At 57.4% G+C, this 13,762-nt stretch carries 9 protein-coding genes and 1 riboswitch; all 9 genes read right to left on the bottom strand.

The features are described 5' to 3' along the window. Window positions 1-2 precede the first annotated feature (2 nt). Window positions 3-380 (bottom strand): VanZ family protein, encoded by a 378-nt coding sequence (locus ACQE3E_RS04605; RefSeq protein WP_426991116.1) that lies wholly within the window; start codon window positions 378-380, stop codon window positions 3-5. A 51-nt stretch (window positions 381-431) separates the two neighbouring features. Continuing rightward, window positions 432-1,967: a cation:proton antiporter family protein gene (locus ACQE3E_RS04600; protein WP_313728924.1), complete on the bottom strand. Its 1,536-nt coding sequence runs from the start codon at window positions 1,965-1,967 to the stop codon at window positions 432-434. 124 nt (window positions 1,968-2,091) lie between these two features. Next, window positions 2,092-2,298, bottom strand: a complete 207-nt coding sequence (locus ACQE3E_RS04595; RefSeq protein ID WP_064024387.1) for a DUF6494 family protein — start codon at window positions 2,296-2,298, stop codon at window positions 2,092-2,094. A 539-nt stretch (window positions 2,299-2,837) separates the two neighbouring features. Then, a complete protein-coding gene (locus ACQE3E_RS04590) occupies window positions 2,838-4,520 on the bottom strand; it encodes a sialidase family protein (RefSeq protein ID WP_313728925.1) in 1,683 nt (560 codons plus the stop codon). Continuing rightward, window positions 4,520-5,380 carry a hypothetical protein gene (locus ACQE3E_RS04585; RefSeq protein ID WP_313728926.1) on the bottom strand — a complete coding sequence of 287 codons (861 nt, stop codon included), beginning with the start codon at window positions 5,378-5,380 and terminating at the stop codon, window positions 4,520-4,522. The genes ACQE3E_RS04590 and ACQE3E_RS04585 overlap by 1 nt, the downstream gene beginning before the upstream one ends. Before the next feature lie 28 nt (window positions 5,381-5,408). Next, a complete protein-coding gene (locus ACQE3E_RS04580; protein ID WP_313728927.1) occupies window positions 5,409-6,194 on the bottom strand; it encodes a VPLPA-CTERM sorting domain-containing protein in 786 nt (261 codons plus the stop codon). 133 nt (window positions 6,195-6,327) lie between these two features. Then, window positions 6,328-7,098, bottom strand: a complete 771-nt coding sequence (locus ACQE3E_RS04575) for a hypothetical protein (protein ID WP_313728928.1) — start codon at window positions 7,096-7,098, stop codon at window positions 6,328-6,330. A 100-nt stretch (window positions 7,099-7,198) separates the two neighbouring features. Continuing rightward, window positions 7,199-7,275: riboswitch (cyclic di-GMP riboswitch) on the bottom strand. Window positions 7,276-7,696: 421 nt separating this feature from the next. After that, window positions 7,697-8,704 carry an ABC transporter permease gene (locus ACQE3E_RS04570; RefSeq protein WP_427501271.1) on the bottom strand — a complete coding sequence of 336 codons (1,008 nt, stop codon included), beginning with the start codon at window positions 8,702-8,704 and terminating at the stop codon, window positions 7,697-7,699. Between the two features lies 1 nt (window position 8,705). Continuing rightward, the gene (locus ACQE3E_RS04565; protein WP_313728930.1) at window positions 8,706-13,718 is read right to left on the bottom strand and encodes a non-ribosomal peptide synthetase; all 5,013 of its coding nucleotides are present in this window, start codon (window positions 13,716-13,718) and stop codon (window positions 8,706-8,708) included. Between the last annotated feature and the right edge of the window lie 44 nt (window positions 13,719-13,762).

Genomic DNA, 13,762 nt, shown 5'->3' with positions numbered 1-13,762 from the left:
GGTCAGCGCGCGATCCAGGCCAGAACCGATCTGTGGCCGGCGACGTAAAGCGCTCCGGCCGCCAACGCCGCGCCCAAGCTGTCGGCCAACCAATCGCCGACGCCCGGCTCGCGCCCCGGCACGAAGGACTGGTGCCATTCGTCGCTGATCCCGTACAAACTGCAATAGGCGACGCTGACCAAGCCTAGTAAGCGGCGCTCAGCCAGCCGATGCCGAAACGCCCGCCAACTGCACACCTCCATCACGAAATAAGCTAGCGCGTGCTGGACTTTGTCCTGAAACTCGAAGTGCATCTTGACCGGCAAACTCTCCTGCGCCGACAACCAGAAAATCAAGCCGCAAAACGCCGCCAACGCGGTCCAGTCCCGGAATGCTCTCATCTTTTTCTATCCATTTATCGTAATTTACCCAGGGTTCGATGTCGGCCAAGCCTACGCGCCGCCTTCGAGCAATTGTTTGGCCAATTGATTGCCGGCCTCGACCAGCGGATGTATCACAAAATCGGCACCCAGCGTTTTCATGTGATCGGCTTCCTCGGCGTGATAGCAAATCGCGCCGATCTGGCCAAGATAGCCGCGCCGCCTCAATTGCTCGATCGCGGCGCAGCGCACCTCGTACGCCGGCACCGTCAATAAAATCCCCCTGACGCGCTCCAGCGGCAAACCGCTCCACAGCTCGCTGTCCTCGGCATCGCCGTAGACCACGCGCCGCCCATTACCCAACAGGGTTTCCAGCACGGTCGGGTCGGCGTCCAGCCCGACCACCCGTTGTTCGCGCTCGCACAACGCCCGATAGGCGGCGACGCCGGTGCGGCCCATGCCGATCACCAGCCATTCGGCAGCACCGAAGGATTCCGGCAAGCGGTCGGGATTCCCGGATTGTTTTTCGAAACGCACCAGCCAGCACTCGGCCCAGCCGAACAAGCGGTGCGAGTAGCGGTTCAGCGGCGCCGCCACCGCCAGTGAGCCCGCCACGGCCAAACTGATAATCGCCTTCCAATCCTCGGTCAGCAAACCGGCGTTGACCACCGCGCCGGTCGTGATCAATGCAAATTCGCTATAAGTCATCAAGGCCAACGACGACACGAAAGCGGTGCGCGCGCGCAAGCCGGCGAACAGAAACAACCCGAAAAATAACACGCCTTGCAGCGGCAGCAAGCCGAGTAAACTTAAGGCCAGCGTCACCTGTTCGCGATTCGGCAGATCGGCCAGACCGATTTGCAGAAAGAAGGCCACCAGAAACAACTCCTTCAAGCTCCACAGCCGATCGGTCAATTCGTCGATCTTGGGATGGGTCGCCAGCATCACGCCGGTCAGCAGCGCGCCGATGTCGGCGGAAATGCCGACCCGTTCGGCCGCGACGCCGCCGGCCAGCGCCAAGCAGACTCCCAGCAGCAGTTTCAATTCGGAGGCGCGACTGGCCGACAAAATCCGATGCGCCAGGGGCCGCAACAGCGGCAAGGCCAACAAGGCCAAAGCCCAAGGCTGGGGTTGTTTGCCGTCCGCCACCGCCAACAAGACGATCGCGACAATGTCCTGCAAAATTAGAATACTCAGCACGTCGCGGCCGTGCAGCGTCGACAATTCGCCGTTGTCTTCCAATACCTTGATCGCCAACACGGTGCTGGAAAACGCCAAACTGACTCCCAACACCAAACCGCCGGTCACCTTTTGTTCCAGCCAGAAAAACACCAACGCCGATGTCACCGCCGTCAGCAACAGGTGCAAACCGCCGACGCTTAACACCTCGCGGCGGATCAGCGACGAAGGCTTCAGCTTCAAACCGACCGAAAACAGCAACAGTTCGATGCCGATTTCCGCCACGTGACCAAGATTCGGCAACGGCGCGATTTGCAAACCATGTAGGGCATAGCCGGCGGCCAAGTAGCCGACCAAGGGTGGAAACGACAAGCGGCTGGCGACCATGCCAGCCAAATAAGCGGCGGCGATCCAGATCAGTTCGGTCATAAATCAATCATGCTGAGTCAAAACGGCCAGCCATGCGGGCCGGTCTTAAAAATAGAGTCGCTGGACAAGTCAAGGACCGTCGGCCGTCTCGCGCCGACGCCAATCGCAACGTTAGGCGCGGAAACTATTCCAGCGCGATACTGCCCTCGATGGTGTGACGTATCCCCAGCGCGGGCGCCTCCAAGGTCATCGCCACCGCGAGAGTCTCCGAACCCTCGAGTATGCCGGCCTCGACCGCTTTCAACACCGCGTGCTCCAGTTCGCGCTGCGAAGCGATCCCAACGGTTTTCAGGAACTTACGGACTTCCAAATTCAAGGTATCTTCGTTCATCGTCATCCCCCGGGCACGTTATAAAAAGTCGAAGCGACGAATCGACGCGCGGAACTCGCGGCGCCATCGCCTCGGCTAGCAGATTATCACGGATCGGTGCATTCTCGGCTTAGCGATAGGCGAAGAGGCCGAGCCATCGGCCGGATCATGAACATTGAAAAGGATTCCGCCGAAATTCGCCGACTCGTCGGGCCGTGATCCCGATATCGCGAGTCAATAGATCAATGACCTTGGCAGCGGTGGTAAGTCGCTACGCTGCCAAACGGCTACGATTCGAAGGATTGGAGCGTTTTAGCAGGCCGGTCATCATCGTGTGACGTCTTTTATCTACTCGCCGGTACAGAACAAGTAGCCGTGTCAGTAGGATAAAACCGATGATTTGCACAAACATGAAAGCATGCCAGTTCCGATTTCTCGAGAGCAGGGAACGGCGATTCGAACAAGCCGTCACCGAGCGGCAGGTCGGTGACGTCAATCGGAAGTGAAGGGGAACGGTTAAAGCGATCGTATCCAAGACGTGTGTATCGAATCCCGCGAGCTTACTTCGCGCATTGCGGTCGCGTACACAACAGGGCCAGTTTGCGCGAGTCGAGCACATTGATCGTGCCGTTATGATCCAAATCCCTGGGGTCGCCGGCACCGCTCGCCGGTTTGTTTCGAGCGGCCAGCACGACATTGAGGTCGAGTAAATCGACATCGCGGTCGCCGTCTTGATCGCCGGTCACGGTCATGTTTTCGCAAGCGTCGGGCAGATGATTTTGGTTGGTATCGCCGCTTTGGCGTTGCTCGATGTCCAAGACGTCGGATTTGCCGTTGTTATTGCAATCCGGAAATACGTTCAAATAGTACACATCCTGCTCGCCGTTGTAGGTCGCGGTGTAGGACACGTGAGCGCCGTATTTGTCGGAAACCAGATGGCTATAGTCGCCGATTTTATCGACGCCCAACGGATAACCGGTTTGGGTGTTGAAGGTCGCGGTGACCGCTCGATTCGGACTCCAAGTCGCCCCGCCGTCCCATGAGTAGGAATAAAACAACTGGGATGTGCCGGCTTGGAGTTTTTCTCGGGTGTCGTACCAAACCGCATCGATCCGCGAGTTGTCGGCAACGCCCAACATCGGAAACCATTGAAAGGCGTTCCGGTCCGCCGTATCCGTGTTGATGCGTAGCGGCGCCGACCAGGTCAGCCCGCCGTCGCTGCTGCGGATAAAGTTGACGTCCAGATTGTCCGTGCCCGGCGGATCGACCGGAGCCAGCAGATAAATGTTGTTGCGCAACGCACCTGCCGAATGATCGACGGCGACTTGAATATCGCCGATCGGACCAAGCGGGTTGGGATTGTTGGGAATCATGAAGGTGATCGGCGAACCGCCCATATCGATGGCTTGGGTCGTGAAACTTGGTATTGCGTTGGGATCGCGAGCGTTCAACGAGGTGGCGAACAAATAACCGTCGTAGACCAGCTTGGTACCCACCAAGCTGCCGCTTTCCTTACGACCGGCCAGATACACTTCGCCGTTGGCACCTACGCCGATGGTACCGAACGACGGGTTTTCCGGCACGCTGACCGGCGCTTCGTAGCTCAGGCCGCCGTCAACCGAGCGGGTAAAACGCTTGTCGTCCAAACCTTCCCGCCAGTGTAAATAAATATGGCCGTCGCTGGCGGTTCCGCTCCGGTCTATGCCGATTCGGCCTTTATCCGCGCCTTCGCCGTGTGCGTAGACCGGCGCTTGCCAGCTGACGCCGCCATCCAGCGACTTGAAGACCTGCACGTCCGCCGCGAAGTTGCCGGTGCTGTCGTAATGCAGACTCTGGTAGTAGAAATTGCCCGCCGAATCGACATCCACCATGATGTTGGTCCGTTGTTCGCCCGGCGTCACCACGCCTTGAAAATGCCAGTGCTTACCGCCGTCGTCGCTATAAGTCCAACCGCCTTCCCGGCTGCCCGAAGCGATACTGGCAAATTGCTTCCAGCCCGCGACCAACCGGTCTGGGTTATTCGGATCGAGAGCGATCGTCGGCTCGTGAGCCGCGTCGCCGGCGATATTGTCGCCGGCCGGGTCCACATTCATTTGAATGCTCGAATACGGTCCGTACGGAAACAGCGATTGCGCAGCGGCGCTTTCCGGCATCGCGCCGCAGACCGCTAACACGCTCAAGCCCAAGCAATGGGCGAAAATCCCTCGCGGCAACGGCACGACGCGACCTAGGCGAACGTCCATCACGCCCTCCTGAATCGGCGATAGCCGTTGATACCGATACCGGCAATCCCCGAAGCGAAGAACCAAACCGCCGAAGGCAATGGAACGGCGGCCACTTGGCCGCAACCGCTATAGGCACCCACGCCTAAACAAAAATCCCCCAAATCGGCCAAGACGGTATTTTTCAAAAAGAACGCGTTTTCGGGGGACAGTAATAAATCGCCGCTGAGCATCCAATCGCCGGCACTGCTGTACTGCAACCGCAAATTAGCCAATTCGTAAGCCACCGCGCTAAACGAAACGTTATTCTGCAAATACCAGCCGCCCGGCGTGCCCGAAACGCCAAAGGCATCCCACATGGTCTGCCGCGCCTCCGGGTCGTATTTCAGCGAGTAATCGCCGTTCAGCAAGGTGCCGGAAAAGCTTCCTCGAAACATCTCGACGCCGGTCATGCCCATCGTGCCGGTACCCGCCAAGGTGTCCGAATCGATTGAGAAGTCCGGCGTCGTGGCTTGGACGTTGCGGCCGGAAAGCTGACCGCTGGGGTTGCTGGCACTGACGGGGGTGATGTCGTGTACCAAGTTCACGGCTGAAATTTCGACACGCGTCGGATTATTGAAGTAAAACGACGAATCGGTGCGAACCGTGTAGTCGGACTCGATGGTGTCGAAATATTGCGCCAGAAAGTATCCCGGCTGGGTCAACGAGCCGAAGTTGGAGAGCGCTAAAGCATCGCGGTCCAGATTCATCGTGAAGGTGCCTCCGGAATTCGCGTTTAACAACGCGGCATCGGCCTGCGTAACGAATCCGCCGGCGACCAGCGCGAAAACCGTCGAAACCACGGTCAAGTATTTTGATGTTTCAAGGCGATGGCATGTCATCGAAACCTCCTGTTAACTGATATCCCGATCAAGCGGATCTGTTGCGAAAACCGCTCACGCCCATGCCGATTAAGCCGGTCATAAACATCCAGACGGCGGCCGGCAGCGGGACCACGGAGGTTTGAAAGCTGAAGGTACCGATGCGCGCATTAGCATTGCGGGCCGGACCGGCCCCAAGATGATCGAATCCCCAACCGTAACCCAACTCGCCGCTCAAAGACAGCACGTTTCCGTTGATCTCGGAAACCACGTTAAACAACTCGAAAGCCACCGCTTTAAAGCCGAGGGTGTTGTAAATGACCCAATCCGAACTTTCCGGCGTTTTTAGCGCTTCCGCGGGATTATAGGTCAGCGTCATGTCGCCCATTAATACCCGGTTAGTGGGGGGCGTGACATCCACTCGATAGCGCAGGCCGCCGGCCAGGCCGATAGAGCCCGACGCGGTGCCGGTAATGTCGTTAGGGTCGAACGTGAAGGTAGTGGCGCTATTGTGCCGACCCGACGGGTTGTCAGCCACATGCGCGCCATTGACGGTAAATTTCAATCCGGTGGCCGGAATTTCGTTCGCCGCGTAATCGGTCAGATCGACGGGCGTATTGTAATCGCGCAACTCTTCAAAGGTTTTTGAGGCCAGCGAAGCGTCGTAGTATTCCTCGACGTATATGGATGGCGCAGCGGTCCTATCCAAATCGATACCGTTCTCGAAAGCGTCTCGATCGATATTGATAATCAGCGAACCTCCGGATACGGTAGCGCCATGCGCGGATGTCGCGGCAAGGGTTAACGACAGCACGATCAGGTATAGAAATTTCATGCGTATTCCTTGAAAAAAATTGGGTTTCTAATAAGTCGCTTACCGGCCAAGTTCAGGCTCTACCCCCGTCCGTTAACGGAAAGCAAAGCGCCCCGCAGCCTTTTGCGACGGAAGGTTGAGCGGTCTGGTAGGCTTAGGCGGATAAGCCCGATTTACCTCTGGAAGCGCCTAACAGGCCAACCAATCCGCTCCCGAACAACCACACGCCGGCCGGCAGCGGCACTGCGGCGGGCGCCAGATTGAAGGTACCCACTTTGACCGATGTGCTGCCGTTAAACAGCAAATTCCAGGAGTAACCCAAAGTGGAAAGATACAAATCGCCGCTTAGCGATAATTCGCCGTTACCGTTTACCGACTCGGTGGCATTCACCAAGCGGAACAAGGCTGGATCTTGCGCGGGGCTACTAAAACCGGCGCTGTAGGTAAAGATATTCCACGTCCCACCGGCTTTTTTCAGGTAAAAATCACCGGGGTTCAGGTAGGAGCCGCCACCGGCGGGTTCCATCCGAAATGCACCGCTCAAGCCGATTTGGCCTGCCGCCGTGTTGCTGGCATCCATCGTCGTGGCCTCCTGCTTTCTCGCGCCGTAGCTGATGGTGGTGCCATTGGCGTTCACCGGCAACGAAACGCTGAAGGTCTCGGTCTGACTGAGAGCAACACCGCCGGTCGTGTCCAGATCGATCGGCGTTGCGTTATAAGTCTCGTCCCAAAAATTGGCGATATACCAACCTTCGGAACCGCCAACGGCCGAGGTAAATGCTGAATTGTCGATGGTCATATTCGCGACGCCGCTAACGAGGGCCGCGTTGGCATCGCCTGCCGTTAACAGACCGCCGCCGAATACGCTGATTGCCAGAACGCCGGCATAGGCCGCTTTCAAACTGTGTTTGTTTAATAGGTTCATTGTTTTCCTTACAAAACGATCTAAGATTGATTTAATGGGCAAAATCCAGGCCCCGATACGGATGGAAGCGCGTCACATCCCATTGCAGAGCCCAAAGTTCGAAGGCAACCCGGCCGTCTTATTCCAAGACCCGTGGCTTTCCGGCTCCGCCTCGCGGCGGATGTGGCGAAATTGCCGCTTCCGTGCGGCATCGCCCGAATCCTTGAGCGAGGTTTTCCTAGATTTCCGGCGGCTTTTCCGAACGGCGCAAGATGCCGTCATTGGGCAGCCGCCAAGGCTCGAAACCCAACGATACTGGCTTAGAGAGGGCGTCGCGAAACGCAAACCCGCCGACATAAACCTATCGTCATTTCCCGAGTTGCTGATCTAACAGCAAAGACCAGGCCAATTAAAAAGTCATTGTTTTACAACGACTAACATTTTTACCGACGGCCAAACAAACCCAAACCACGTGATTTGCCTCAGCAACTGCGTGAAATCACCTATTCAAACGATTTGCCGGTATTTGTAACAATTGAAACCTAAGCCGCGTCGAATCAACGGGCGGAATGCGCCAGCTCCCGGTGAGTCGCACGGACCTCCATGGATTGACCGATCCTCAATCTTCCACCCATTTAAACCGCAGCGCGGCGGTCGTTAGAAACAACAGCGTCATCGCGGCCAGGCTCATCAACGCCGGTGCTATCTCGGCCAAACCGGCGCCGTCGATCATGACCGCGCGAGCCGCTTGCAGCATGTGGGTTAGCGGGAAAATCAGCGTCAGGTTCTGCAACAGCGCCGGTGCGCCTTCCAGCGAAAACCAAACCCCGGACAGCAGTATCATCGGCAAGGTCAGCAGGTTCAGGATGCCCAAGGCCAACTCCTCGCTACCGGTCCGGCTCGCCATCAACAAACCTAGACTGATCAAAGTTACCGAACCGAGTACCGCTATCAGCGCCAACAAGGCATAAGCCCCCTGCACTAAAAAGTCGAACAAGACGTTCATCGCGACAAATTGCAGCACGACCGCCAGCATCAACAGCCCCAGCCGGCTGACGACTTGCGCCGACAGGAACTCAAAAGCGTTGACCGGCGAGGCTTTCAAGCGTTTAAGCACGCCGCTTTTGCGATACCTGACGATCGTAAATCCGACTCCGAACAAACCGCCGTGCATGATGTTGATGGCTAAAATGCCGGGCAAAACCCAATCGAGGTAGCGTACCCGCCGCCCGGAAACCACTTGCTTTTTCCAGGTGGCGGCTGGATCGCCGGCCAGCAGGACTTTTTCCAGCAGATAGCCCTGCCCGGAACTGTCGTTTATCCAATACCCGTTTTCCGCCCCCCCTTGCACCACCATATCCAGTTGATGATGCTGGAGTTTGGCTAACGCCTTATCCAGTTCCGGGTAGTCGATGAATTGCAGATATTGGGTGGTCTTAAACGCGGTAATCTGCGAATTAGCCTCGCCGGTCACGCCCACTTTAAACAGCGCGCTGTCCTGATCGTCGAATATCGCCGCTATGCCGACGATCAAAATCACCGGAAACACGAAATTCCAGATCCAGGTGGCTTTGTCGCGGATCAATTCGATATTGCGGGCTTTTAGCAATGCCAAAAAATGCTTCATCTCAATTTCTCAAGGAGTGGCCGGTTAATTTAAGAAACAGGTTTTCCAGATTCGGCGTGGCGACCGTCAAGCCTTCCAGCGAGACATGCAAGCGCGTCAATTGGGCGATCGCCGCTTCCACATTGGCGGTGACGAACTCGACCGTTTCGGCGCCGGCAGTCACCGCGAACGGCAAGCCCGGAATGTCCGCCAGGCCGCTGGCACTCGGTAAACGGATCAGTACGCCGTCGAAATGCTCCTGCAATAGATTCTGTGGCGTGTCCTGGACGATAATCCTGCCTTGATCCATGATGGCGATTTCGTCGCAAAGCTGCTCCGCTTCCTCCATGTAATGCGTGGTCAGCACAATGGTCTTGCCGCGCGTTTTAATCTCCCGAATCAAGCTCCAGAAGTTGTGGCGCGATTGCGGGTCCAGACCGGTGGTCGGTTCGTCCAGAAATAAAATGTCGGGATCGTTGATCAAGGCGATGCCCAGCAACAAGCGTTGCCGCTGACCGCCGGACAATTTACGGGAATCGCGATTGATATAGTCTTGCAAGGCACAGGCTTCGATAATCTCTTCCAGCGGCAAACCGCGCGGATACAGCTTTTGAAACAGTTGCAGGGATTCCTTGACCGTCAGGGTGTCCGGCAAGGCCGTATGCTGAAACTGAATGCCGATATGTTGGCTATAACGCCGGTCGATAGGCTCGCCGCGAAACAAGATCTCGCCTTTGCTGGGCTTGAGTATGCCCTCCATCATTTCCAGCGTGGAGGTCTTGCCCGCGCCGTTCGGACCCAGCAAGCCGAAACACGTCCCGGCTTGCAATTCAAAGCTGACGCCAGCGACCGCCGTGACTTTTCCGTAATGCTTCTCCAGCCCCCTAACGCTCAGCAGGCTAGCGATCGCGCCAGACTCGGCAAGCGGCGGCGCGGCTAGCGTTGACGGCGAAGCCGCCGGCTCCGGACTCAGTTCGCGCAACCAAGCCGCGCAAAATGGCTGCTTGACCACCGTGAAGTGCTCGCCCTTGGCCTTGATGACGTTGACGGTTTGGTAATAATCGTCCCACTCGTTGGCCGCCAACCAACCTTTACTGCCGTCGGCAATCACCAGCGTCACCGAATACGGCAACTTGGCAGTGTAACGGTAATTAGCGGTAATCGACGCCTCGGTCACCTGCCAGATTTTCCGAAAATCCCCGGCATCCAGATTAGGAACGATATCCGCCAACAGCAACGCAAAGCAGTCTTTCCATTCCGAGTAGGGCTTGGTTTTTAAAACGTCGGCGATGGCGGCGCGATAAGGCTCGGGCGAAATGCCGGCGCTAGTCAGCATGAAGTTGCAAAAGGCCTTGACCGAGGCTTTGTCCACGCGGCTTTGCCTCAACAACAAACCGCTATCGATCAACACCACTTCGCCGATTTCGTAGGCCGAATCTTGCAACTGGCGCAGCATTTCGTAGACGACGGTGCCACCGTAACTGTGCGCGTATAAATTGATTCGCCCTTGCGGCCAGACGCGCCCGATCTGCTCGATATTGTGCGCCGCCATTTCCTCGACCGTGGCCGCCGGCTGATCGCCCGCATAGCCTTTCATTTGCAAGCCGTAAACCGGCCCTTCGCGCTTGAGGCATTCCGCCAGTTCAACATAGCCGTCGCTCAAGCCGGGCATGCCCGGCACGATAAACGTCGGAATCCCCGAGCGCAGATTAAGCAAATATACTGAATTCGTTGGTTTATCCATCGAGCTTTCTAAGTAGTCGGTCAACGCTTTTATCGTCGGGTATTTGAAAATATCGGCGAGATTCAACGAGCTGTCGGGGAGAATGGCGTTGATACGACTAATCAGTTGCACGGTCAACAAGGAGTGGCCGCCCAATTGAAAGAAATTGTCGCGCACGCCAACCCGCTCGATGTTCAACAGCGCCCGCCAAATGTCGGCTAGTTGTTGCTCCAGTTGGCCGCTCGGCGGACTAAAATCGGCATTGCCGATCTGTACGCCGCTCGCTTGCCGCGCCAAGGCGTTCCGGTCGATTTTCCCGCCGGGCGTCATCGGCAAAACCTCGACGGCAAACAGTGCGAGTGGCACCATGTATTCCGGCAAGCTTTCACGCAAAAACGCTTTCAGCACCTCCTGCTCGGGCGGCTTGCCGTCGTGGGTATAAAAAGCCAGCAGTTGTTTGTTATGAGAGTGTTCGCCGACCACCACCACCGCCAACTTGACCGCCGGATGCCTGGCCAGGGCGGTCTCGATTTCGCCCAACTCCACCCGAAAGCCGCGAATCTTGACCTGATGGTCGCGGCGGCCGATGAAGGCCAGGTTGCCGTCGTCCAGCCAGCGCACCAGATCGCCGGTTTTATACAGCTTGCCGGCGCCGAACGGGTTGGCGATGAATTGCGCGGCGGTCAATTCGGGCTGGTTCAGATAGCCGCGGGCGACGCCGGCGCCGGCGATGTGCAGTTCGCCGGGCACGCCGATCGGCACCGGTTTGAGTTCGCTATCCAGCACGTAGACTTGGGTGTTGGCCAGCGGTTTGCCGAGCGGTATCGCTTGGTCGGGATTCTGGGCCGGGTCTATCGGGTGCAGCAACGAGATGACGGTGGTTTCGGTCGGACCGTAGGTGTTGATCACCACGACGTTCGGGTTACGTTGCCGCCAGGCCCGGTATTTTTGCGCCTCGGCTTTTTCGCCGCCGATCACGACCCGGCTCAACGCGGTGTCGCTGAAGTCTTGATCCACCAGCGTATGCCAGTAGGCAGTGGGCAGGTTGATCAGACTGACCCGATGGCGTTCCAGCAGGCTTTTCAGATACGCCACGTCGGTGAAGCGCTCGCCGTCCATCATCACCACCGCGCCGCCGCTGAGCAGGGTCGGGAAGACTTCTTCGACGAAAATGTCGAAGCTGATCGTCGAAAACTGCAACACCCGGTCGCGCTCGCTGAGATGGTAGGCGGCTATCACCGCCAGATTGTGATTGACGACGTTGCGATGTTCGACCATCACGCCCTTGGGCTGGCCGGTGGAACCTGAGGTATAGATGACGTAGGCCAGATGTTCGGGACCCGCACTGGGGCGCGGTTGCGCGGCGCTTTGGGCGATCAGCGGCCAGTCGCTATCCAGCGCCAGGGTCTGAATCGCCAGGCCCGCGCGGATTTCATGCAAGCCGTCGGCCAGACCGGCTTCGGTCAACAACAGCTTGGCCCCGCTGTCCAGTAGCAAGGCTTTGCTACGTTCGACGGGGGTATTGGCGTCCAGCGGCAGATAGGCGCCGCCGGCCTTGAGGATGCCCAACAAGCCGACCAGCATCGGCGGCGAGCGGCGCAGACACACCGCCACGATGGTATCGGCCTGGACGCCTAGCTTTTGCAGATATACGGCCAGCCGGTCGCTTTGCTCGTGCAACTCTCGATAGCTGAGTGACCGATCCTCTCCGATCACCGCCAACTGATCGGGGCTTTTCAGCGCTTGGCGGACGAATAGGTCGTGGATGCAGGCATCCGGGACTGGCTTGCCGGCCGTCCGGCTCCAATCTTCCAGGATCTTGCGCCGTTCGTAGGCATCCAGCAGATCCAGTTCCGCCAGCGTACCGTTCGGCGACTCGACCAAAAACTGCATGATTCGAGACAGATGCGCCGCCAGCCGTTGCACAGTCGCCGGCAAATATAGATCCGAGGCATACTCGATACCGATAACGGCATGATCGTCTTCATACTCGTTATAAGTGAAGGTTAATTCGAATTTTGCTTCGTTGATTTCGAAGTCGAATACCGGCTGCAAGCGGCAATTGCCGAAAGGCACCGCGCCAAGCCGTAACGGCGTGTAATTGATCAGCACTTGAAACACCGGGCTTCGGCTCAAATCCCGCTCAGGCTGCAATAAGTCGAAAATTTTCTCGATCGGCACGTGCTGATTGTCCTGGCCGTCGACGATTACGCCATGCACATGATCCAGTAGCGCATCGACCGACAAGTTGGATTGCGCCTCGGGATGAATGCGCATCACGACGGTGTTCACGAAAAAACCGACGATGTCTTCGATTTCGCGCTGATTGCGGTTAGCCACCGGCATACCTAAGCAAATATCGTCCTGGCCGCTGTATTTTCTTAACAACAGATACACCGCAGTCATGAACACGGTAAACGGCGTGGTTTTTCTCGCCCGCGCGGCTTGTTTGATCGCTAGCCCCTGGGCCGTGCTGAACTCGAATGACAGGTAAGCACCCTTTCCGCTGGCGGCGGCCGGACGCGCGAAATCCAACGGCATTTCCAGATTTTGATAGCCGGACAACTGGCGTTGCCAATAAGACAGTTCGCGGGCCAATCTGGCGTCCGTTTGAGTTTCGCGTTCCCAGCCGGCGAACAGCGCGTAGTCCACCGCCAACGCCGGCAATACCGGCTGCCGGCCTTCGATAAATGCCGTGTAGGCGGCCGTGAGATCGTTCAGCAAAACCCGCATCGACCAACCGTCGGTGATGATGTGGTGCAGACACAGAGCCAGCACGTGGCTTTCGCTGTCCAAACGCAATAGCATCGCCCTGAATAACGGCGAATGTTCCAAGTTGAACGCCTGCTCGATAAAGCTTTTCAACCTTTGCTTTTGTTCGTGCTGGCGCGCTTCTTCGCCGAGCCCGCTCAGATCGTGCTGCTCGATTAGGACTTCCGATACCGGGCGGATTCTTTGTAACGGAATATTGTCCAGCGCCGTGAAATTGGTGCGCAACGCGTCATGGCGGGCATAAATGCAGTTCAGCGCCTTCGCCAGCGCGTCGACATCCAAAGGACCGTCGATTTTCCCCACGCCCGGCACGTGGTACTGGCCGCCAAACCCCAGTCTATCCAGAAACCACAAGCGCTCCTGGGAAAAGGACTGGCAGGCGATTTTGTCGCCGGCCAAGTAAGCTAGAACATTGGGTTTATCGGCGGTCAGCGCGGATTTAACCGCCTCGGTCAGCAGGCCATGGCCTGCCTGTACCTGCAAATCCCCGGCGGATGTGGCACTGAACCGCGCGCCCTTTGCTATCAATTCACTCAACATGCTATTGGCTGTGGTAATGGCAAAAATCTTAAGCGCTGAATCCG

The organism is Methylomonas sp. MED-D (assembly GCF_050276835.1).
In the GTDB taxonomy this organism is placed as follows: Bacteria; Pseudomonadota; Gammaproteobacteria; order Methylococcales; family Methylomonadaceae; genus Methylomonas; species Methylomonas koyamae_A.
This window is presented reverse-complemented; position numbering and strand designations above follow the sequence as displayed.

Excerpts from the sequence above, each read along its gene's own strand:
- ACQE3E_RS04605 (WP_426991116.1), bottom strand. The coding sequence starts at position 380 with ATGAGAGCATTCCGGGACTGGACCGCGTTGGCGGCGTTTTGCGGCTTG.
- ACQE3E_RS04600 (WP_313728924.1), bottom strand. The coding sequence starts at position 1,967 with ATGACCGAACTGATCTGGATCGCCGCCGCTTATTTGGCTGGCATGGTC.
- ACQE3E_RS04595 (WP_064024387.1), bottom strand. The coding sequence starts at position 2,298 with ATGAACGAAGATACCTTGAATTTGGAAGTCCGTAAGTTCCTGAAAACC.
- ACQE3E_RS04590 (WP_313728925.1), bottom strand. The coding sequence starts at position 4,520 with ATGGACGTTCGCCTAGGTCGCGTCGTGCCGTTGCCGCGAGGGATTTTC.
- ACQE3E_RS04585 (WP_313728926.1), bottom strand. The coding sequence starts at position 5,380 with ATGACATGCCATCGCCTTGAAACATCAAAATACTTGACCGTGGTTTCG.
- ACQE3E_RS04580 (WP_313728927.1), bottom strand. The coding sequence starts at position 6,194 with ATGAAATTTCTATACCTGATCGTGCTGTCGTTAACCCTTGCCGCGACA.
- ACQE3E_RS04575 (WP_313728928.1), bottom strand. The coding sequence starts at position 7,098 with ATGAACCTATTAAACAAACACAGTTTGAAAGCGGCCTATGCCGGCGTT.
- ACQE3E_RS04570 (WP_427501271.1), bottom strand. The coding sequence starts at position 8,704 with ATGAAGCATTTTTTGGCATTGCTAAAAGCCCGCAATATCGAATTGATC.
- ACQE3E_RS04565 (WP_313728930.1), bottom strand. The coding sequence starts at position 13,718 with ATGTTGAGTGAATTGATAGCAAAGGGCGCGCGGTTCAGTGCCACATCC.